We start from the raw sequence: 21,067 nt of genomic DNA, 5'->3' as shown, positions 1-21,067 counted from the left end.
TTACCGAAGCACATACTCGATGGTCTGGCCGCGCGCATCAAATTCGCATTTCACCCAGCGGCCAGCCTCGTCATACCAGAGATCGACCGTCAGATCTGAAACAAGGCGATATCGCTGAGCGGTAATGGACTCACCGCCGGCTTCAATCGTTTCCTCACCCAACTGCGAAACTTCAATATCGAGAATTTCTCCGCTCTCCGTCGAGAGAATACGCTCGCCCATAACCTGACTGATATTCCAGTGGCTGGACGGCGTTATCGTGGGTGCAATGTCGCCTGAAAAGAGCGTGCCATTTACATTGAGAGCATCACCGGCACGTTCCGCGACAACTGTATAATCGTCGCCTTCCTTTTTAGTCTCGCCTTCGAGAAAAACCAATTGTCCGTTTTGCCAGACTTCTTCGCTGTCATGCAGATAGTGAAACACTCGGATCGGACCAAATTTCACTTCCAGTTCAATGTCGTTTTCGACGCGAACTTCATCGTCTTCAACTTCGAAACGAACGATGTGTTCACCGAACTCATCTCCATCACGAAGAACAGAGAATCGAAGCTCCTCTCCATCCTGAGGCATCCAACGGAATGTGTCAGTCGCTGGTTCCGCGACGTTGGCGCTCGCATAGTGTGGCATTGCGGCGAGGCTCACCAAGCTGATGGACATCAGCATGGCTTTAGGCGTCAGGGCTTTCATTTCGTCTCTCCATATCTGTTTCACAAAGAGAGCAAAGAAACGCTCTGTTTAGAGAATCTGATTGCTTCCTCTGAATTGGCATACGAAATGAGAACGTCTGAAGATCACTCGAAGTTCAGTTGAAACCTGTAGTGCATCAATTTAGCCTGTCGTTATCAAGGAGACGGACATGACCATTCACCAGAGCGTTGTTGATGCTATCGGGAACACCCCTCTAATCAAGCTTCGCCGCGCGTCCGAGGAAACCGGCTGCACTATTCTGGGTAAAGCAGAATTCCTGAACCCCGGTCAGTCTGTGAAAGACCGCGCCGCGCTCGGCATCATTCGGGATGCTGAAGCCTCAGGGCGTCTAAAACCAGGCGGAACGATCGTTGAAGGCACGGCTGGTAACACAGGCATTGGTCTGGCACTCGTGGCTAACGCGCTTGGCTATAAAACAGTGATCGTGTTTCCGCGCACGCAGTCGCAGGAAAAGCGCGACGCAATCAAAATCCTTGGGGCCGAGCTGATTGAAGTCGACGCGGTGCCATACAGCAATCCAAACCACTATGCCCGCTATTCCGGACAACTCGCTGAAGAGCTCAATAAGAAGGATCCGAACGGTGTGATCTGGGCTAACCAGTTCGACAATGTCGCGAACCGCAAGGCTCACTACGAAACAACCGGGCCGGAAATCTACGAACAGCTCGACGGCAAAGTCGATGGTTTCATTTGCGCTGTAGGTTCCGGCGGCACGCTTGGTGGCGTCTCAATGGCGCTCAAGGAGCGGAACAAAGATATCAAGATCGGTATCGCAGACCCGGGTGGCGCTGCGCTTTATGGCTATTACAAGAATGGCGAGCTTAAATCTGAAGGTACGTCTGTGACCGAAGGTATTGGCCAGGGCCGTATCACAGCCAATCTTGAAGGCATTGAAGTTGATCATGCCTACCGCATCGACGACCCGACTGCACTGAACATCCTGTTCAATCTGGTGCAGGAAGAAGGTCTCTGCCTTGGCGGATCTGCGGGTGTAAACATTGCCGGCGCAATTGAACTCGCAAAAGAACTTGGCCCGGGCCACACAATTGTTACCATCCTTTGCGACTACGGCAATCGCTATCAGAGCAAGCTGTATAATCCGGAATTCCTTCGCTCGAAGGATTTGCCGGTTCCGAGCTGGATGTAGGAATAAGGACTGATCATGACATCGACCGACCCAATGGTTACAGCCCAATGGCTGAAAGAACATATCAACGCACCAGATGTTTGCGTTGTTGATGCCAGTTGGGTTCCGCCTTGGATGCCGAATGCGGGCGATGGCGTGTCTCGATCACTGTACAAGGACGCCCATATTCCGGGAGCCGTATTCTTCGACATCGATGAAATCGCCGACACCGACAGCTCATTGCCACACATGTTGCCGTCACCAGAGAAGTTCTCTTCCCGCGTTCGCAAAATGGGCCTCGGCGATGGCAAAACGATCGTGGTTTATGATCGCTCTGGCTTCATGGCGTCAGCGCGCGTCTGGTGGATGTTCCGTTTTATGGGGCATGCAGACGTCAAAGTGCTTGATGGCGGCTGGAACGCATGGGTTGAAGCTGGTGGTGTCGTGGAGGACATGGAACCTGTACTCTCCGAACGCCACCACACAGTGCGGGTTCAAAACCATCTCCTGAAGACATTCGATCAGATGCAGTCCGCTGCGAAAGACGACACAACACTGATCCTTGATGCTCGCCCTGCCGGTCGCTTTGCCGGCAATGAGCCGGAACCTAGACCTGGTCTTTCATCCGGCCATATGCCGGGATCTGAAAGCCTTCCAGGGACCAGTCTGGTCAATTCTGATGGCACTTTGAAATCCGAAGCCGAGCTCCGTGAGGCTCTGGCATCTTTCAAAGCCAATCAGGAAATTGTTGCCACTTGCGGCTCTGGCGTCAGCGCCGCGATCATTCTTCTCGCATTCCAGCGAATTGGCCGCAATGACATCGCGTTATATGACGGCTCCTGGTCTGAGTGGGCTGAGAAATGTCCGAATGATATTGCCACTGCATGAGCGAAGATAAGCGCAAACCCAGCACACGCCTCATCCATGATGGACGAAAGCATGGCGGTTTTGATGGCGCTGTAAATCCGCCCATCCGCCGTGCGTCGACTATCCTCACGGATGACGTCTCTAAACTGTATGGCGGCTCAAAGTCGCTATACGGCCGCATGGGTACAGATACACAGGAAACGCTCTCAGACGGCCTCAAATCCCTTGAGAACGCTGAGCACGTTCAACTGGCGCCAACAGGCCTCAGCGGATGCGCGCTCGCGATGGCGTCAGTACTGAACAGCGGCGATCATCTTCTGATGACGGACTCGGCTTATGGGCCAAGTCGTAGATTCGCTGAACGCTATCTTGCCCGCATGGGCGTCCCGACAACCTTCTTTGATCCGAGGATTACCGCTGACGCTTTTGCAGCGCTGATTACACCAGAGACGAAAGCTGCATTTTTCGAAATGCCGGGGTCATTGACGTTCGAACTACACGATCTGAATGCTCTGCTTCCGCTGTGCAAGCAAAACGACGTCACCACAATATTGGACAACACCTGGGCAGCAGGCGTCTTCTTCAAGCCCTTGGATGCCGGTTTAGATATTTCCGTCCAGGCTTTGACTAAGTATGTCATCGGTCACTCTGACGGCTTTGGCGGCGCAGCAATGACTAATGACCGACGCATCGCGCTAAAGCTGGATCAAACGGCGAATGACTGGGGCATAGGGATGTCGCCGGACGATGCTTATCTGGCGCAGAGGGGGCTGCGGACGCTTCACTCCAGAATCTCTCAGCAGGGCCGCACGGCTTTGAATGTCGCAGAATGGCTGGCCGAACAACCTGAGATAAAACAGGTCTACCACCCTGCCCTGAGCACACACCCTGACAACACGATCTTCAATGATCTGTTCTCAGGCGCATCCGGGTTGTTTTCATTCGCTCTCCATTGCGAAGACGCAGCCGCGCTGGACCGCTTTTTTAAAACGTTTCAGTTATTTGGCTTCGGGTTTTCATGGGGCGGCTTTGAAAGCCTGATCCTGCCGTGCAACCCGCAACTCAAGCGCTCCACATCCGATCGATGGAAATCTGGAACTTACGGCACTCTGGTGCGCGTACAGATCGGATTGGAAGATGAAGCGGACCTGATCGCCGAACTGAAACAGGCTTTATCAGAACTGCACTGACAGGGAATGGCGACCCCTGCAGGACTCGAACCTGCAACCGTCGGATTAGAAGTCCGGTGCTCTATCCAGTTGAGCTAAGGGGCCCTGATGAACCCTTAGTGGGTCCAGGACTGCTTTCTGTCGGCAGCGAAGTTCGCACTGTAAGATTTCACCAGACGTTTGGATGGACGCGGATCTTCGACTGAGAACACCAGACCTTCGCGGTTGGCATAAGCGATTGCTTCGTCACGTGTTTCAAAAGTCAGTCGAACCTGAGAACTCGTGTCGTTTGAAGAAATCCAGCCCATAAGCGGGTCTGACTTACGCGATGCGTCCGTATTCACGAATTCCAGCACCCAACGATCAGATTTCGCTTTACCTGACTGCATGGCAGTTTTGGCGGGTTTGAAGATCCGTGCACGCATCAGTCGTCCTCACTTTAATGGTCGGAGTGGAGAGATTCGAACTCCCGACCCTCTGGTCCCAAACCAGATGCGCTACCAGACTGCGCTACACTCCGACGAAGGGTCCAATTAAAACGCTACGAGACAGACTTCAAGTCAAGATTTCTCTTTCTTGCGAATGAGATGAAAAACTCCCGATACACCGGCAATTTTCTGCTTCTCGTTTCGTGTCAGCTCTGCGTCGACATAGACGATATAGCCATCAACGCCAGTAACTCGCGCCTCGGCGATAAGCCAGTCACCGATTCGCACAGGCTGGAGGTAATCAATCGAAAGCCGCATGGTAACAGATGCCTGTCTGGCGGTATTCCAGACCGCCCATGCCATAGCGCTGTCTGCGAAAGCGGCAGTCATTCCGCCGTGCAGGAAGCCGAGGCCATTACAATGGCGCTCTTCCACGCTCAGCCCAGTTTGTAGCCGACCATCCAGTGAACGCCGGTAATATGGGCCATTGTTGCGGGAAAAAGGCCCGCGCCCCTCTGCGAGCTCGAATCCGTCCGGAATAGCCGTCACAACCGCGGACATTCCGATCTATTCGGCAGCTTCTTCGGAATCAGACGTGTCTTCGGCAGGAGCGGTTTCAGCGTTGCCAAAAATCTCGTGGATGATCTGGTCTCCCGGACGAATGCCAAACGCATTAGCCTGACCATCAGCAAGCTCGAGTACACCTTTAACCGGAAAGCCCGGATTGATATGGCGTTCGGAATGAGCCTGCGCATGGGCGACAATCGCGAGCACAGTTCCTTCTGCATCCATGAACACCATGTCGATCGGAAACTCGACGTTCCGCATCCACATATTCGGCTCACGCGGGGTACCGAAATCGAAAATCATGCCTCGGTCCTCTGCAATGCTCTCACGGAACATCAGACCTGTGGCGATTTCATCCGGCTCGTCTGCGACTTCTGCTGTAATCGTGACCGGGCCGCTCTGCGTTTCAATCGTGAGCGGGCCTTCCGGCATAAAAATGGCCGCCGACTGCGCGAAAGCTACAGGCGCCATAACGAGAAGCGAAGAGATCAGAAGAAGTTTTTTCATAGCGTCTGTTTAATCAACTGACAGACATCCAGCAAGCAGGATAACGCACTCGCGTCAGCCAATTTCCTTGATCTGCTCGACGTGCTCGCCTTTAGGGCCTTCGCGGATAATCGCTTCGTATCGACCGCCATCCAGCAGATCGTCGAGTCCGGCCTTTCGAACAGCCACCATGTGGACGAAAATATCGACATCCGAAGCATCAGGCCGATTTACAAAGCCATAGCCCTTGGCGCGGTTAAACCATTTGATCATCACGGCTTCGAAGGTTTCGTCCTGACTTTCCTCCTCCGGCGAGACCAGAGGCTCATAAGACAATATTTCGACCGCCTGCAGCCCTTTGGACCGATCAGTGGCCATGCATACCATCCGCCCGCCTTCCTGCATTGTGGAAAGCCCGGCCGCCCGCAGGCAGCTGACATGAATCATCACATCGCTGAGGTCAGCATCACCGTCATCTGAATCGGGCGATAGGAAGCCGTACCCCTTTACGGCATCAAACCATTTCACCTGCCCGCTAATCTTCTTGAGCTTTACGGTCGATTCGCCGGCTTCCTCGGCTGGAAAGCCTTCGTTCATCTTTAAATCAGTCCCCTAAAATACGTTCGAGCAAGGTTAACATACCCGGCTTGGAACGGAAGAGGTCAATTCTAATTTTCGGAGAGTAAAGTGGCACGCCCTAGGGGAATCGAACCCCTCTTTCCAGGTTGAAAACCTGGCGTCCTAACCGATAGACGAAGGGCGCGCGCTGCTGAGAGGGCGGATATAACGAGCCGTTTCTTCCTCTGCAAGCATTATTTCCAAGTTTTCTAATTTTTTTTCACCGCGTCGATGATTTCTATCTGAACGCTGTTTTGACCGCGGGCTGAACCCCACTCGTCACGCTCCGGATAGCCTATCAAATCCACCGTCTGCCCCTTTTGAAGCAAACTTCCGAGATCCGTTTCAGCAGCACGCCAGGCGATTGCGCTAATCCGGCCACTTCCGTCATCGAGGGTGACCTTCAAATGATTTGCGCCAATCACGCGGCTGAACACAATCTGTGCATTTTTTACGCGAACGACCGGTTTTGTTGCAGCTGCACCATAGGGTCCAGCCTGCTCGACCACATCAATGAAGCGTGGCGTCATCGCTGAAACCAGCACATCAAAGTCGATTTGGACGGCGCGTGCATCATCGAGCTCTTTCTCGACATTTGCAAAATACGTAGACAGGAAATCGCGGAAATCCTGCATCCGTTCGGGCTCAATACTGAATCCGCCCGCCATGGCATGCCCGCCGCCAGTAATGAGAACGCCCGCCTCAGCCGCCGCCGAGATTGCCTTTCCGATGTTCAGACCTGCTACAGACCGCGCAGACCCTTTGCCGACATCTCCGAACTGCTCACCCCAGCCGACAACAGCGACAGGACGATGGAACTCATCCTTGAGGCGTCCGGCGACGATACCGATGATACCCGGATGCCATCCTTCGCCACCGACCACATAAACCGGATAATCGACATTGTGGCGCTGCAGCTGATGTATCTGTTTGCGCGCTTCGTTCTGAATATCGGCTTCGATGTCCTTACGCGCCTGATTCAGTATGAAGAGCTGTTCTGCGATCGGAATAGCCTCTTCAATCGACAATGACGCCAGTAGCTGCGTAGCGAGCCACGGGTCACCTATACGCCCGCCTGCATTCAGCTGGGGACCAATTCCAAAGGTCAAGTCTGTCACCTTCCTGGGCGGACTGCGTCCTGAAACCTGAGACAGCGCGACAATGCCCGGGCATTCATCATGGGCCAGAATTTTAAGCCCCTGAACGACAAAGGCGCGGTTCAGCTCAACGAGCGGCGCCATATCGCACAGTGTACCTAATGAACACAGATCCAGATTTTTCATCAGATCCGGAAGATCAGATGCCTTGTAACTCAGCCTGTTCCGAAAATACCGGTTCAGCGACGCAGTGAGGACGTAAACAACACCCGCCGCAGCCAGATGCCCCTGCCCTGACTCGCAGTCAGGCCGATTCGGATTTACCAGAGCCGCGCAAGCTGGAATGTCTTCGCCCATTAAATGGTGATCGACTACAATGATATCGAGGTCGATTTCTGATGCGCGCCTAAGCGCCGCCTCAGCTGCCGCGCCACAATCAACCGTGATAACGAGATCTACGCCCTGGGACTTCAAAGTTTCAAATGCCTGAGGCGACGGCCCATAGCCCTCTTTCAGTCGATCGGGCACGTACAGAACAAGGTCCTGACCGAAAAACCGAAAATAGCGGATCAACTGGGCAGCGCTCGTTGCGCCGTCCACATCGTAGTCGGCCAACACAGCAACGGTCTTCTCTTCGAGAATAGCTTTTGCGATCAGCTCTGTCGCAACATCCATGTCTTTCAACGATGATGGATCTGGGAACAGATTCCTGAGTGTTGGATGCAAAAAGGCCTCAACCTCTTCGGCAGGCACCTCCCGGCGCAACAACAGCGCTGACAGGGTAGCGTCGAGCCCGGATTTCCGAGCGTAGGCATCTAAAGTTTTGTCGTCGAAAAGAGGTTCAGACCAATGAAAGCCGCGCGCGGTTTCTGTCATAGCCTCACACCGGACGACGCGTCCGCACGCGTCTTACAGAATGATCCGAAGAGGTCATGATCAACGTTTCCGTTTCGACAGTGCCTCTGCCGTAAACGACACCGTCCAAAAGGCCACCTTTCGTGACACCCGTTGCACAAAACACCGTGTCAGATGTGACCAGTTCATCCAGTGAATATATCTTGTTCAGATCTTGAATACCCACGCGACGAGCGCGCTGCTTTTCTTCGTCATTGCGAAAAACAAGCCGAGCCTCGAATTGTCCGCCAATACATTTGAGCGCAGCAGCTGCAAGAACGCCTTCAGGCGCACCGCCCTGTCCGAGATACATATCAATGCCTGTAGACGGATCGGTCGTATTGATGACACCTGCGATGTCACCATCGGATATCATTGCGACCTTAGCGCCGACTGACCGTAGCGATGAAATAATCTCGTGGTGCCGAGGACGATCGAGAACACATACCGTGATATGCTCCGGCGGAACGTCTTTCTCTTTTGCAAGCGCCAGCACGTTTTCTGCCGGCGTTGCTGCGAGCGTCACAATGCCTTGGGGTAGCCCGGGCCCGACCGCAATTTTCTCCATATAAACGTCCGGAGAATGAAGCAGCGTGCCTCGTGGCGCGATCGCCAGAACCGATAGCGCGTTCGACATTGCCTTCGCTGTAAGCGTAGTGCCTTCCAGCGGGTCTAGAGCGATATCAATTTCCGGGCCTTCGCCCGTGCCGACTTCTTCGCCAATGTACAACATTGGAGCTTCGTCGCGCTCACCCTCCCCAATAACGATACGTCCACGCATCGGAATCGCGTTCAAACCGGTTCGCATGGCATCAACAGCGGCCTGGTCGGCCTTCATCTCATCGCCGCGTCCGGTCAGTTGGTGCGCAGCGATTGCAGCTGCCTCAGTGACCCGAATCATTGCGTCGGCAATAGCCGCATCGATGTTTGTTTCAGCCATAGCGCGTTCCTTCAGCTGATTAGCTGGCCTCGATCCGGATAAGTCTCGCCGGATTCGGCACTGCGCTGAGAGCGTTTATTTTGGACAGAGCAGACTCAGCCGCCGAATGAGAACAAGCGTGCGTCACAATTGCGACCGGCGCAAACTCTGAACCTTCGGCAGAATCCTGCAGCAGTGCTTCAACAGACACATCTGACTTGGCAAGTTCTTCTGTGAGCGATGCAAGCGCACCCGCTTTGTCCTCAAGGTCCACGCGGATCAAATATTTAGACAAAACAGAATCCTGCGCAAACTTATCGCAGAATTGAGTCGTCAGTTCAGATACGTGGAGCCCGAGAACCTGTTTGTTCTGGTCAGAAAGCAATGCTGCAAGGTCGCCAAGCACCGCACTCGCTGTCGGGTGGGAGCCGGCGCCCGGCCCTGTCAGCGTATAATTTCCTGCATGTACCGTTTCAACCATCACTGCATTCAGTGGACCATCAATTTGCGCCAGCGGTGAACCAAGCGGCAGCAGAACCGGCTCTACGCGGCAGATAACTCCTGCCTCGGTATTAGTAGCCTCTGCAATGAGTTTGATCTTGTGGTTCAGCTTGGCGGAAAGCTCGAGATCTTTAAGGCTGATCGTATCGACGCCGCTGATATCAACTTGCGAGAAATCCAGCGGAACGCCAAAGCCAAGAGAAGCCAGAATCGCAATTTTGTGCGCGGCATCGGTGCCGGACACATCAAGGAACGGGTCTGCTTCGGCATACCCAAGTCGTTGGGCATCAGCCAGGACATCATCATATGAACGTCCGCTCGCCTTCATCTCCGTGAGAAGATAATTGCAAGTGCCATTCAGAATACCGCGCAGCGACTTGATCTGCGTTCCGGCAAAAGACTCGCGAATTGCACGAACGACAGGAATGCCGCCCGCAACAGCAGCCTCAAACAGAAGCGGTGTGCCGGAAGCGTCTGCCAGTGCCGCGAGCTCTTCGCCATGTTCTGCGATCAGCGCTTTATTGGCCGTCACGACTGGTTTGCCCAGTTTCAAGGCGGCTTCAACAGCCAGTTTCGCCGGTCCATCAGCTCCGCCCATCAGTTCAACAAACACTTCGGTGCTCTCTGATTGGGCCAACGCGACAGGATCATCAAACCAGTCATAGCCGGAAATATCGACCGGGCGCTGGCGCGATCGATTACGAGCGCTAATGCCTACAATCTCGACGTCGCCGCCAAGACGAAGTGTTTCTTGCTCCTGCAGTCGTTCAAAAAGACCGGTACCGACATTGCCGAGGCCAGCAATGCCGATCTTGATAGTTTTAGTCATAACTTATCCTGTCGCGAGTTGAGGCGCGTTTTCGTCTGAAACTGTCTGCAGAAACTTTTTAACGTTCCGCGCAGCCTGACGAATTCGCTGTTCATTTTCGACCAGCCCAAGCCGGACAAAGCCCTCTCCGTGTTCGCCGAAACCAACGCCGGGCGATACGCTCACATGCGCTTCGTTCAACAGACGAAGAGAGAATTCTAGAGAGCCCAGATGTCTGACCGCCTCAGGCAGAGGCGCCCATGCGAACATGGATGCATCTGGCTTTGGAATATCCCATCCGGCCTGACCAAAGGAATCGATCAGAGTATCGCGGCGGGATTTATATGTGGCACGAAGCTCGTCCACACAGCTCTGGTCACCATTCAGCGCTTCGCAAGCCGCAACCTGGATAGGTGTGTACGAACCATAGTCGAGATATGACTTCACTCGAGCGAGCGCTGCGATCAGTCGTTCATTACCTGCCGCAAAGCCAACGCGCCAGCCAGCCATATTATACGTCTTGCTGAGCGTCGAAACCTCGACGCAGATATCCTTCGCGCCATCAACAGCCAGAATGGATGGAGGCGGGTCACCAAAGAAGATCTCGGTGTAAGCAAGGTCTGACAGAATCCAAAGATCATGACGTTTCGCGAACGCGACCGCTTCTTTGTAGAAATCGAGATCCACAACCTGAGCCGTCGGGTTCGCCGGATAGCAGAGTACCATCGCGGTCGGCTTAGGAACGCTGTGCATCACAGCGCGACCGAGGCCTGAAAGATACTCTTCAGGCGATAGGGCTTTGACGTGCTGGATCGTCGCACCGGCCATGATGAAACCGAACGAGTGGATCGGGTAGCTCGGGTTCGGAGACAGGATGACGTCTCCCGGCGCAGCCAGCGCCTGAGCAAGGTTTGCGAACCCTTCTTTCGATCCCATGGTCGCGACAACTTCGCGATCCGGATCGAGTGTCACACCGAAACGACGTCGGTAATAGTTTGCTAACGCCCGGCGTAGCCCGGGAATACCACGGGATGAAGAGTATCGGCTCGCCTTCGGCTTACGTGCCGTCTCGACGAGTTTTTCTACGATGTGCGGAGGCGTTGGGAGATCAGGGTTTCCCATTCCAAGATCGATGATATCCGCGCCGGACGCACGAAGGGCGGCCGCATTGCGGTTCACCTGTTCGAATACGTACGGAGGAAGTCGTCTGATCTTGTGGAATTGTGGGGGTAACATTGTCTCTAACCAACTAGAATTGAGTGGCGATTAATAAGGCTCTTCGCCTTTATCTACCAGCCTTATTTGCTCTTCAGCCCAGCTTCGCATGTCTTCTGCTGTGATCGTAACAGGGCCTGGATCATTCATGTCCATTTCGGCCTGTGCACTGGATAAATCTTGCTGAATTTGAACCCATGGCACATCAGATATTTCGGATGAAAGCTGGCTCGCCGTCTGCAGAGATGGATATCCATCATGAGAAAGATCGGATCTGCGCTCTTCAAACCAGTCAGGCGCGACATCCAGAGTGCTACCTACCGAACTGGCACAGCCCGCAACGGCCAGCGTCAATCCCAAAGTTAATCCAATTCTAAACACAACCGACTCCAGCTTAGGGTTCCAGTAGTTAAATTCCGGTAGTACACTTGGTGAGCTAAATTGAGGCAAAAGACAATGGCGGGGAAAGTAAACCAGGGCCCAGACGACCAGAATGCAGCCAACAATGGCGCTTCTGCGGCAAAGCCTTCTGATGCGACCGAACGCGCAGCATCCAGCGCGAAAAAGGCCGCACCAAAATCCATCAATGATGTTCTGCAGGAGGCCGGCCCGGAAAAGCTCGAACAGCTTTCAAAGAACATCAATGACGCGCTGTTCGAAAGTCAGGAAATCCTGCGTGAACTGACCACCGCCAATCTTAAGAAATCCGTCAATCCCACCCAGCCGGACCCATTCGGCGTCAGCAACGCCTGGGCAAAGATCGGCGAGAACCTCGCCAGACACCCGGATCGTCTCATGGACGCACAGATGGCCCTCTGGGAAGGGCATGTGAACATTTGGCGGTCTCTCCTCGTCGGCGACAAAGAAGAGCAACCGAAAGACAAGCGTTTTTCGGATCCTGAGTGGGAAAACAACCCGACCTTTGATCTGATCCGCCGCACATATCAGCTCAACAGCGAATGGCTTATGTCGCTCATTGAGACGGCCGAAGAAGTCGATGACAGCACGAAACGCAAAGCGAGCTTTTTTGCGCGCCAGACAGCTGATGCGTTCTCACCTACCAACTTCTTCTCGACCAATCCCGCTGCCTTAAGGGCAATGATCGAAACCGGCGGCGAAAGCGTTCTGGAAGGCTTGAAACTCGCGCGCAAAGACATCGAGCGCGGTCATGGCCGGCTGCTCATCAGCCAGACGGATGGCACATCCTTCGAGATCGGAAAGAATGTCGCGACAGCCCCGGGCAAGGTCGTCTATCGAAATGAACTCATCGAGATTCTCGAATTCGAACCTCAGACGGAAAAAGTCTATGAGGTACCTCTCCTGATTTTCCCTCCGTGGATCAACAAGTTCTACATCCTCGATCTGCGCGAAGAAAATTCCATGATCCGCTGGCTCGTGTCCAAGGGATATCGCGTGTTCGTTGTCTCATGGCGCTCAGCAGACAAATCCATGTCGGAATTCCGCTGGGACGATTATGTGAGCTTCGGCGCCTATGCCGCGACAGAGGCCGTCACAGAGATCACCGGTAGCGAGCATGTGAACGCCGTCGGTTACTGTATTGGCGGCACCATGCTCACCTCGGCCCTCGCGCGCATGGCTCAGGAAAACGACACACGGATACAGTCCGTCACCTATTTCGCTGCTCAGGTCGATTTCGAGGAAGCAGGCGATCTGAAAGTCTTCACCGACGATCAGTCTATCCGGCACATCTCAAAGCTCATTGATGACAATGGCGGCGTGATGGCAGGCGAGGATATGTCCGAGACATTCAACTATCTTCGCCCTTCTGATCTAGTCTGGCGCTATGTCGTCGACAGCTACATGCTTGGTAAAAAGCCCAAGCCGTTTGATCTCCTATTCTGGAATTCAGACCAGACCAACATTCCAGGGCCGACGCACAAGACTTATCTGGGAGATCTCTATCGCGACAACGCACTCGCGAAAGGTGAATTCCGTGTACTCGGCCGGAAGGTCAAACTGTCCGACATCACAATTCCCGCGATGTTTCAGGCGTCGAAAGATGACCACATATCGCCATTTCGTTCGGTTTACCGGGCTGCCCGCGCATTCGGTGGTGACGTAGAATTCGTAATGTCTGGCTCAGGCCATATTGCAGGCGTGATCAACCACCCCGATGCGAAGAAGTATCAGCACTGGACGTTCTCCGAACTTCCAGAAACGCCTGATGAGTGGATGAGCAATGCGGACGAACATCCGGGGTCATGGTGGCCGCACTGGCACAAATGGCTCAAGAAACGTTCCGGCCAGAAGGTAGATGCTAAACCCGTTGAGGACAAAGGCCTCGGAGACGCGCCAGGGACTTATGTGCTGGCACGCCTCGAAGATTTAGGTGTAGGACCGTCCGCCGAGTGATTAAGGGAAGAGCGGCTGCAGAATCGACAGCCCCTCGCCTTCCTCAAAACCGAACATCAGATTGATGTTCTGCAGCGCCTGTCCTGCAGACCCTTTGGTCAGGTTATCAATCACGCCGATAACAATGACTCGTCCCTGAACACGGTCAGCATGCACGCTGATCTCGCAACGATTCGTGCCGCGCACGTGCCGCGTATCCGGCGGCAGGTTTCCCAGAGGACGCACATTCACGAATGCTTCGTCCGCATAACGCGCGCTGAGCGTCGCATGAGCGTTTTCTACAGTCTGGCCCTCAGCAAGGTCCGCGTAGATCGTAACTAGCTCACCGCGCGTCATTGGTACGAGATGCGGCGTGAACGTGACACGAACCGCTTCCCCGAATCGCGCAGTCAGCTCCTGCTCAATCTCCGGCGCGTGACGGTGCGTTCCTACCCCATAAGGATGAAGACCTTCAGCGGCCTCGCAGAAGAGGTTCCCTTCTTTCAGAGAGCGGCCCGCACCAGACACACCCGACTTGGCATCAATGATCAGGCCTCGCGTCTCAATCATACCCGTTTCAGAAAGCGGAAGCAGGCAAAGCAGCGTAGCTGTTGGATAGCATCCCGGGCAAGCTACTGTTGTCGCATCAGCCAGATATGGGCGCGCAAACTCTGTCAGGCCGTACACAGCGCTTGCTGTACGCTCAGGCGTCAAATGCGAGCGCGCATACACTTCTGAATAAACAGAGGCATCACGGAATCTGTAATCTGCAGACAGATCAACAACGCGCACATGATCAGGAAGCCCTTCAACGACATCCTGGCTGGTACCATGCGGCAGGCACGATACGGCGACCTGAACATCGCTCCAGTCGACGTCTTCGACCGTCGTGAGCTCCATGTCCCCATATGAAGACAAATGCGGGTACACATCCGTCAGCTTGCGTCCAGCGAGCGCATTGGCAGTCGCTGCAGTCACGTTGATGAATGGATGCGACGCAAGAAGGCGCAACATCTCTGCGCCCGTATAACCGCTTGCGCCAAGAACGCAGGCATTGATCTGCTTTGAACCCATAACCCTTCCCCTGATCGTAAAAAAGGCGCTCCAAAAGAAGCGCCTTTCTCAAAATAGAATTTCGAAGTCGTCTTAGCGCTTTGAGAACTGGAAGCTACGACGCGCTTTCGCACGACCGTATTTTTTACGTTCTACAACGCGTGGGTCACGAGTCATGAAGCCGTATGGCTTGAGAACCGGACGAATTGCCGGCTCGTAAGCTACAAGCGCACGAGAGATACCGTGACGAACAGCGCCCGCCTGACCGGAGAGACCTGAACCTTTAACAGTACAGATCACGTCAAACTCATCGCGACGCTCTGCAGCGATCAGCGGCTGTTCAATAATCATGCGGAGAACCGGACGAGCAAAATACTCGGTCTGGTCTTTTCCATTGATCGTGATCTTGCCTGTGCCTGGTTTGATCCAAACGCGAGCAACAGCAGATTTACGACGACCTGTGCCATAAGCACGGCCAAACTCGTCAATCTTCGGCTCAACGTTGATCACGGTCTCAGCAACGGCTTCGCCGCCAAGATCGTTCAGGTTTTCGAGGCTTTCGACGGTATCAGACATACGTTACGCCGCTTTCTCGTTTTTACGGTTCATGGATTTGAAGTCTACGACTTCTGGCTGCTGCGCATCATGCGGGTGATCAGTGCCTGAATAAACACGAAGCTTGGAAAGCTGCTGGCGAGCCAGAGAGCTTTCACGAGGCATCATGCGCTTCACAGCGAGCTTGAGCACACGCTCAGGGAAACGACCACGCAGAATAGCATCAGCAGACAATTCCTTGATACCGCCCGGGTAACCCGTGTGACGGTAATAGTTCTTGTCCTGACGCTTACGGCCCGTGAAGGCTACCTTATCCGCATTGATGACGATGATGTGATCACCACAGTCAACGTGCGGGGTATAATCAGCACGGTGCTTGCCGCGAAGGCGTTTAGCAATATAAGACGCGAGACGGCCGACGACGACGTCAGTGGCATCAATTACGATCCACTTGTTTTCGACTTCAGCTGGTTTGGCCAAAAAAGTTTTCATTGCTCCACTCGGAGCCTTTCTTGAAGGTGTTGTTAAATGGCAGAGCGCGCGTCACTAAAGCGTAAGAATTCGATTGTCAATCAAAGAGCCGCATTCGGTGCGATTTTATTTTTAGCCGCCTGTGGCGGAAGTGAAGAAGTTCCAGTCAATCAGGGCCCCGATTCTGTCTCCACACCTGTGGTCTGGCAAACAGAACGTTTCGACACAGGCCTGACAACACTATCAGTTTCTCCAAGTGGGGAAGCCGTATTTCTTGTAGGTCTCGAAAACGAAGGTCTGAAATTCACAAATATCGACGGAACTGCGATTTCCGAAGCAGCGCCTTATCGAAACGGAATTTCCTCTACCGGAGTAACAGCTCAGATCGACGGGACATACCTTGTTCTATTCCCTGGAGTGTCTCGCAACTCCGACCAGATTGTCGTGGTGGTTCATGGCGACGGACTGCTGGCACCTATTGAGGTAGAGCTTGATGTAGATGTCACCGGATCAGTCGAAGGTGTTTGCGCGTCGCGCAGCCAGGACGACGGCTCCATTATGAACATAGGGTATTGGACGTCTGTTGACCCGACATCGCTTTATACCGGCTCAGTCGGTGCCGAAGGTACAAACTTCACCTTCACGCCAGGAGACATTGAGAGTTACGAACGAGACGTAACGGGCTGCGCGTTGACGGACAGCGCCACAATCGCCAGCGGTCGATTTGGAATCGACATTCGTTCTGAAGGATCCGAACCGGTACTGATCGACATGCCGGGTGTTCCAACTTCTGTTTCGGCCGTTTCCGATGGCAACGACACAAATGTTGCGATGGCTATGTCCGGCGGTGAAGTTTATGTCGCCAACAGCGACGGCAATTTCTCACGCGTCGAATTTGAGGCAGGCCTTTCTGCAACCGGACCAGAGGATGTCCGCTATCTCGTCATGACACAGCGTGCGGATATCCCCGGATTCTCATCTGGCTTCCTTGCAATGGATGCCCGCGGTGCCGATCGTACATCGCAAATCGTCATCGCAGATTACGAAGATCTGTTCCGTCAGCTGTCCGACAACTGATAGCGCGCTTTAAAGGTCGTCCTGATCGCGAGAATCAGGACGATCACACCAACACCTTGGTGAACGAGTGCCAACGACAATGGTGCGACGTTCACCAGAGTGAAGATTCCCCAGAGAATCTGAAACACGATCGCGGCAGACAACAGTAAAACAGGTGCGTGATAACGACCCGTCAGGCCAACAGCCAGAATGCGTCGCACCAGCAGCCCGACACCAATAAATCCGATCAGATACGCCAGCACCCGGTGATTAAATTGCGCCATAGCAATGTTTTCGAACGGATTGCGCATTCCCAACATGGGATCGACATATCCTGACGGCACAAATTGGCCCGCCATGAGCGGCCAGTCAGTATAGGTGCGGCCGGCATCCAGACCCGCGACCAATGCCCCGCTCGCCATCTGTACAAATATCAGAAGCGCGAAAAGGGAGAAGAAAGCAAAACTTCCGCTGAATTTTGCCTGTAACTGCCTGTGATCAAGACGCATCCAATACCAGGCGATAACGCCAATGATAAAGAGCGCCAGACAGAAATGCGTCATGAGCCGGTAAGGGGCCACATCGACGCGCGTGGTTTCACCGATGCCGCTTGCGACCATCCACCAGCCAATAGCGCCCTGAAGACCGCCCAGAACGATAAGAAATCCGAAACGGGCACCCCACCCCTCTTTAAGCCAACCATTTCGTAGGAACACCAGGAAGCCGGCAATTGCGATCACGCCGATCCAGCGCCCTAGCTGCCTGTGGCCCCACTCCCACCAGTAAATGTATTTGAACTCTTCCAGAGACATTGAAGAATTCTGGAGCCGGAACTCGGCTGTGTCCTGATACAGGTCGAAGAGTTCGTCCCAGTGCGCTTCGCTTGTTGGCGGGATGGCGCCGGAGATCGGCTTCCACTCAGTGATAGACAGGCCAGAATCAGTCAGGCGCGTCGCCCCTCCGACGAGGATCATCGCATAAACCAAGACGCCCAGAAGCACGAGCCAGCGACGCATCCATAGCCGTGCAGGAGCCGAAAGAGTTGAGTGTGAGGTGTGGAAGTTTTTTGTCATACGCCCTAAATGCGTGACACGACCAATTTGGCAAGTGCCTCGTCGACGCACCCGCCTTCAGAATGTGAGAAACCGAATGAGAAAATTCATCGCAATGCTGGCTATTGTCGGATTTCTGGTCGGCTATATCGCGCTCGCTGCAACAATCGGCTCGATGCTCGTCGATGCACCGCGTTGGATACAGCTTATCTATTTCGTGATCGCAGGTATTTTGTGGGCCTTCCCGCTCAAGCCAATCATGGACTGGTCTGGCCGCGGCGGGAACGCCTGATTCTGTTCAACCTAAGACTTCTTAGACGTTTTCTTATCTGACGCTGTTGCAGCTTCCTCACCCAGCTCTGCGTCAGCTTCGTCAGACGCCGTTTCGACATCGGTGTCAGACACAGCCGCATCTTCGACAGGTTCTGCGACTTCTTCTGCTACTGGCGCTTCGGGCGCTGGCTCTGGTTCAACGGGCGTTTCTTCGACCACCGGCTCAGGAACCACGAGGGGCTCACTTGCTGTCGTCGCAGACTGCTCGACCTCAGACAGGTCGCTCAGAACGGTCTCGCCGCCAATGACAGACATGCCCGGCTCCAGAGAAATCTCAGACCCCACAGGCAGGAACACATCACTCCAGCCGCCAAGCCGGCGAACGCCGATTTTACGACCTGCACGCACGCCGTCTCCGGGCTCAAGGTTTACATCAAGACGCGGACCTGTGCCGCCAGTTGCAACGCGGACGCCGACAGCATGGTTTTCACTGCTGATCAGAATAAACGCTTCGCGAAGATTTGGGTCCTCAGCATCAAACGCCAGTGTTGCCGGAGCGCCTGGCTCGATTAGAAAACTTTCGACATTGCCGGTGATCGCAGCGCGCACACCGTTCGCAGAAAATGGCGATGACGCTATTCGAACACGAATAACTTCCGGCGTGTCCCAGCGCAATTCACGAGGCGGCGCTACGCTGGAGACACTCTCGATCACACCGTCATTAGGCGCAAGCACCAGATTTGCGGCGGAAGGCGACGTGCGCTCGGTATCACGCGAGGCGAGCAAAATGATCGCCAACACGATCATGAAAATCAGGCCGAGTATCCAGTGAAGCCCACCAAGGATAATGGCAAGCACCAGTGCCAGAGCACCAAACCCCAGTCCTTCGAGGTCAAACTCGGCCCGATACCAAGGCATTCGGGATGAAAGTGATTTCTTGGACATATCTATTCCTGACCTTTCGCTACTGCTGGCTCTGCTTCTGTCAGTTCCCGACGGGAAACCTGCTTCGCCCACATGTCAGCATACAAACCGTTCTCAGATAAGAGCGACTCATGATCGCCCCGCTCTGCAACTTTACCATCACTGAGTACAATAATTTGATCGGCGTGCATAATGGTTGAGAGCCTATGCGCGACCGTCACGGTCGTTCTGCCTTTCGAGGCCTCATGGATAGCACGCTGAACGAGCGTTTCTGTCTGACTATCCAGCGCAGAGGTCGCCTCATCCAGCAGCAACACTTCCGGATTTTTCAATATCACGCGGGCAAGGCCGACACGCTGCTTTTCACCGCCCGATAATTTAAGGCCACGCTCACCGACCCGAGTTTCCCAGCCATCCGGCAAAGCCTCGATAAACTCCAGCAATTGCGCGCTTTGGGCTGCGTGTTCCAATTCACTTTGTGTCGCTTCAGGTCGGCCATAGAGAATGTTCTGACGGATCGTGTCGTTAAACAGAACCACATCCTGCGGCACGATCCCCAAATGCTGACGCAGGCTTTCCTGTTTCAGCCCGCGAACATCCTGACCGTCGAACAGAACGGCGCCTTCATTCACATCATAGAAGCGGAAAATAAGCTTCAATAGCGTCGACTTGCCTGCGCCGGATGGGCCGACGATAGCAAGCTGCTTACCGGATGGAAGGTCTAAGGAAATGTTTTCTATCCCGATCACACGGCCATCATGACTAAATGACACATCACGGAATTCAATCGCCCCTGTGGCGTCGGACAACTCGCTGGCATCATCAGCATCCGCAACCTCGGGCTTCATCGACATCAGGCCAAAGACTTTCTCTAGATCGATGACACCCTGACGGATTTCCCGCCATCCCCAACCGAGAATGTTCAAAGGTCGATAAAGATTGAGCAGCATAGCAAACACAGCCGCGAGCGCTCCGACCTCAAGTTCCTGATTTGCTACCTTCCAGCCTGTCCAGCCGAGCATGGCAAACAGGCCGAGATTCATGATCAGTTCCTGACCGGCGTTCAGCAGGCCGAGGGAACGAGACGTCTCGACATACTGCTCGGCATAGGTTTTGTACGCGGAATTATAGGAGTCGGTTTCACGGCCTTCTGCGGCGAAAGATTTGACCGTTTCAAAGTTTGTGAGGCTGTCCATGGCGCGAGCGCGCAGTTCGGTATCAGCCTTGTTCAGCGTCCGGCGCTGCTTGGCGCGCCACTCGGACACGATGAAGGTGAACGCCATATAGACGATGATGGTCACAATCGCGATGACAGAGAGAACCCATGAATAGGTCGCCGCCAGAACGATTGAGGCCAGAGCCAGCTCGATGATGGTCGGCGCAATGTTGAACACCAGAAAGCGCAGAATGACATCCATCGCGGTGCCGCCGCGCTCAATGATCCGCTGAAGCGCACCGGATCGACGCGTCTGGTGAAAGCCTAGCGATAACGCTTGAGACTTGCTGAAGGCGCTTACGGCGAGCTCGCGTTGCGCATCCTGACTGACCGGCGCGAAGATCGCATCCCGCGCTTGAGGCAGGCCGGACGCTAAAAAGCGCGCCACCACGAAGAATGACAGCGCGCTGAGCAACGGCACGAGCACGGCCTCTGCTTCACCTGTGGAGGCTCTGGTGATGGCCTCGCCCAAGTATAACGGCGCCACAACACTGAAGCCCTTCGCGCAGACCGTAATCGCCAGAGCGATAATCATCCGGAAGCGCCAGCGCGACAGATTTGGACGAAGCAGGATTTCGCTAACGCGCATCAGCGCGGTTCCGATTCCCCCTGATGCACTCTCAATTGCATCAGCATCGGTAGAAGCCATTGTTCTCATAATTGCGAGATAGTGTGCGTTGCGCTTTCTTGCCAGCCAGAAAGAATGCGT

22 protein-coding genes and 3 tRNA genes are annotated in these 21,067 nt (G+C 54.2%); 6 read left to right on the top strand and 19 right to left on the bottom strand.

The features are described from left to right. A complete protein-coding gene (locus P1U45_RS12815) occupies positions 1-690 on the bottom strand; it encodes a DUF6134 family protein (RefSeq protein ID WP_301059419.1) in 690 nt (229 codons plus the stop codon). Positions 691-859: 169 nt separating this feature from the next. Between P1U45_RS12815 and P1U45_RS12810 the strand changes: the two genes are divergently transcribed. The 3 genes from P1U45_RS12810 to metC are packed head-to-tail and all read left to right on the top strand — an operon-like array spanning position 860 to position 3,894. Then, positions 860-1,858: a cysteine synthase A gene (locus P1U45_RS12810; protein ID WP_301059418.1), complete on the top strand. Its 999-nt coding sequence runs from the start codon at positions 860-862 to the stop codon at positions 1,856-1,858. A gap of 15 nt (positions 1,859-1,873) precedes the next feature. After that, positions 1,874-2,725 (top strand): sulfurtransferase, encoded by an 852-nt coding sequence (locus tag P1U45_RS12805; RefSeq protein WP_301059417.1) that lies wholly within the window; start codon positions 1,874-1,876, stop codon positions 2,723-2,725. Further along, on the top strand, positions 2,722-3,894 hold the full coding sequence (gene metC / locus P1U45_RS12800; protein ID WP_301059416.1) for a cystathionine beta-lyase: 1,173 nt from the start codon (positions 2,722-2,724) through the stop codon (positions 3,892-3,894). The genes P1U45_RS12805 and metC overlap by 4 nt, the downstream gene beginning before the upstream one ends. Before the next feature lie 7 nt (positions 3,895-3,901). On the opposite strand, the gene P1U45_RS12795 is transcribed toward metC, so the two are convergent. The 12 genes from P1U45_RS12795 to P1U45_RS12740 form a co-directional block, all read right to left on the bottom strand. Beyond that, positions 3,902-3,978, bottom strand: a tRNA-Arg gene (locus P1U45_RS12795). An 11-nt stretch (positions 3,979-3,989) separates the two neighbouring features. After that, complete coding sequence (locus P1U45_RS12790) at positions 3,990-4,298, bottom strand: ETC complex I subunit (RefSeq protein WP_301059415.1); 309 nt, start codon at positions 4,296-4,298, stop codon at positions 3,990-3,992. Positions 4,299-4,316: 18 nt separating this feature from the next. Further along, positions 4,317-4,393: transfer RNA gene (locus P1U45_RS12785), tRNA-Pro, on the bottom strand. Between the two features lie 40 nt (positions 4,394-4,433). Beyond that, entirely contained in the window at positions 4,434-4,862 is a 429-nt protein-coding gene (locus P1U45_RS12780; RefSeq protein ID WP_301059414.1) for a PaaI family thioesterase, read from the bottom strand. A gap of 6 nt (positions 4,863-4,868) precedes the next feature. Next, entirely contained in the window at positions 4,869-5,375 is a 507-nt protein-coding gene (locus tag P1U45_RS12775; RefSeq protein WP_301059413.1) for a DUF192 domain-containing protein, read from the bottom strand. Positions 5,376-5,429: 54 nt separating this feature from the next. Beyond that, the gene (locus P1U45_RS12770) at positions 5,430-5,951 is read right to left on the bottom strand and encodes a cold shock domain-containing protein (RefSeq protein ID WP_301059412.1); all 522 of its coding nucleotides are present in this window, start codon (positions 5,949-5,951) and stop codon (positions 5,430-5,432) included. 91 nt (positions 5,952-6,042) lie between these two features. Further along, positions 6,043-6,117: transfer RNA gene (locus tag P1U45_RS12765), tRNA-Glu, on the bottom strand. A gap of 64 nt (positions 6,118-6,181) precedes the next feature. Next, positions 6,182-7,945, bottom strand: a complete 1,764-nt coding sequence (recJ, locus tag P1U45_RS12760; RefSeq protein ID WP_301059411.1) for a single-stranded-DNA-specific exonuclease RecJ — start codon at positions 7,943-7,945, stop codon at positions 6,182-6,184. 4 nt (positions 7,946-7,949) lie between these two features. Then, positions 7,950-8,903 (bottom strand): class II fructose-bisphosphatase, encoded by a 954-nt coding sequence (gene glpX, locus P1U45_RS12755; protein WP_301059410.1) that lies wholly within the window; start codon positions 8,901-8,903, stop codon positions 7,950-7,952. 19 nt (positions 8,904-8,922) lie between these two features. Further along, the gene (locus tag P1U45_RS12750; protein ID WP_301059409.1) at positions 8,923-10,212 is read right to left on the bottom strand and encodes a homoserine dehydrogenase; all 1,290 of its coding nucleotides are present in this window, start codon (positions 10,210-10,212) and stop codon (positions 8,923-8,925) included. Positions 10,213-10,215: 3 nt separating this feature from the next. Next, positions 10,216-11,427 (bottom strand): LL-diaminopimelate aminotransferase, encoded by a 1,212-nt coding sequence (locus P1U45_RS12745; RefSeq protein WP_293607984.1) that lies wholly within the window; start codon positions 11,425-11,427, stop codon positions 10,216-10,218. Between the two features lie 30 nt (positions 11,428-11,457). Next, positions 11,458-11,787, bottom strand: coding sequence for a hypothetical protein (locus P1U45_RS12740; protein ID WP_301059408.1), 330 nt, complete (start codon positions 11,785-11,787; stop codon positions 11,458-11,460). Positions 11,788-11,862: 75 nt separating this feature from the next. Between P1U45_RS12740 and phaC the strand changes: the two genes are divergently transcribed. Beyond that, complete coding sequence (gene phaC / locus P1U45_RS12735) at positions 11,863-13,779, top strand: class I poly(R)-hydroxyalkanoic acid synthase (RefSeq protein ID WP_301059407.1); 1,917 nt, start codon at positions 11,863-11,865, stop codon at positions 13,777-13,779. Here the strand turns inward: phaC and argC are convergent, their stop codons facing one another. From argC to rplM, 3 genes are all read right to left on the bottom strand, one after another. After that, the gene (argC, locus tag P1U45_RS12730) at positions 13,780-14,832 is read right to left on the bottom strand and encodes an N-acetyl-gamma-glutamyl-phosphate reductase (RefSeq protein ID WP_301059406.1); all 1,053 of its coding nucleotides are present in this window, start codon (positions 14,830-14,832) and stop codon (positions 13,780-13,782) included. A 72-nt stretch (positions 14,833-14,904) separates the two neighbouring features. Next, positions 14,905-15,387: a 30S ribosomal protein S9 gene (rpsI, locus tag P1U45_RS12725; protein WP_022695396.1), complete on the bottom strand. Its 483-nt coding sequence runs from the start codon at positions 15,385-15,387 to the stop codon at positions 14,905-14,907. A gap of 3 nt (positions 15,388-15,390) precedes the next feature. Beyond that, a complete protein-coding gene (gene rplM / locus P1U45_RS12720; protein ID WP_301059405.1) occupies positions 15,391-15,858 on the bottom strand; it encodes a 50S ribosomal protein L13 in 468 nt (155 codons plus the stop codon). A 36-nt stretch (positions 15,859-15,894) separates the two neighbouring features. On the opposite strand from rplM, the gene P1U45_RS12715 reads away from it, so the two are divergent. Next, positions 15,895-16,914 (top strand): hypothetical protein, encoded by a 1,020-nt coding sequence (locus P1U45_RS12715; RefSeq protein ID WP_301059404.1) that lies wholly within the window; start codon positions 15,895-15,897, stop codon positions 16,912-16,914. Here the strand turns inward: P1U45_RS12715 and P1U45_RS12710 are convergent. After that, positions 16,896-17,966 (bottom strand): COX15/CtaA family protein, encoded by a 1,071-nt coding sequence (locus tag P1U45_RS12710; RefSeq protein ID WP_301059403.1) that lies wholly within the window; start codon positions 17,964-17,966, stop codon positions 16,896-16,898. The two genes, P1U45_RS12715 and P1U45_RS12710, sit on opposite strands and share 19 nt — an antisense overlap. A 76-nt stretch (positions 17,967-18,042) precedes the next feature. Here P1U45_RS12710 and P1U45_RS12705 point away from each other — a divergent pair, with 76 nt between their 5' ends. Continuing rightward, positions 18,043-18,237, top strand: a complete 195-nt coding sequence (locus P1U45_RS12705) for a DUF2842 domain-containing protein (protein ID WP_301059402.1) — start codon at positions 18,043-18,045, stop codon at positions 18,235-18,237. An 11-nt stretch (positions 18,238-18,248) separates the two neighbouring features. Here the strand turns inward: P1U45_RS12705 and P1U45_RS12700 are convergent, their stop codons facing one another. Next, complete coding sequence (locus P1U45_RS12700; RefSeq protein ID WP_301059401.1) at positions 18,249-19,163, bottom strand: phosphatidylserine decarboxylase; 915 nt, start codon at positions 19,161-19,163, stop codon at positions 18,249-18,251. A gap of 2 nt (positions 19,164-19,165) precedes the next feature. Then, complete coding sequence (locus P1U45_RS12695; RefSeq protein ID WP_301059400.1) at positions 19,166-21,007, bottom strand: ABC transporter ATP-binding protein/permease; 1,842 nt, start codon at positions 21,005-21,007, stop codon at positions 19,166-19,168. Positions 21,008-21,067: the final 60 nt, after the last annotated feature.

The organism is Ponticaulis sp. (genome assembly GCF_029210165.1).
Lineage (GTDB): Bacteria > Pseudomonadota > Alphaproteobacteria > Caulobacterales > Hyphomonadaceae > Ponticaulis.
The sequence above is the reverse complement of the archived record's forward strand: the minus strand, read 5'-3'. Positions and strand labels throughout refer to the sequence as shown.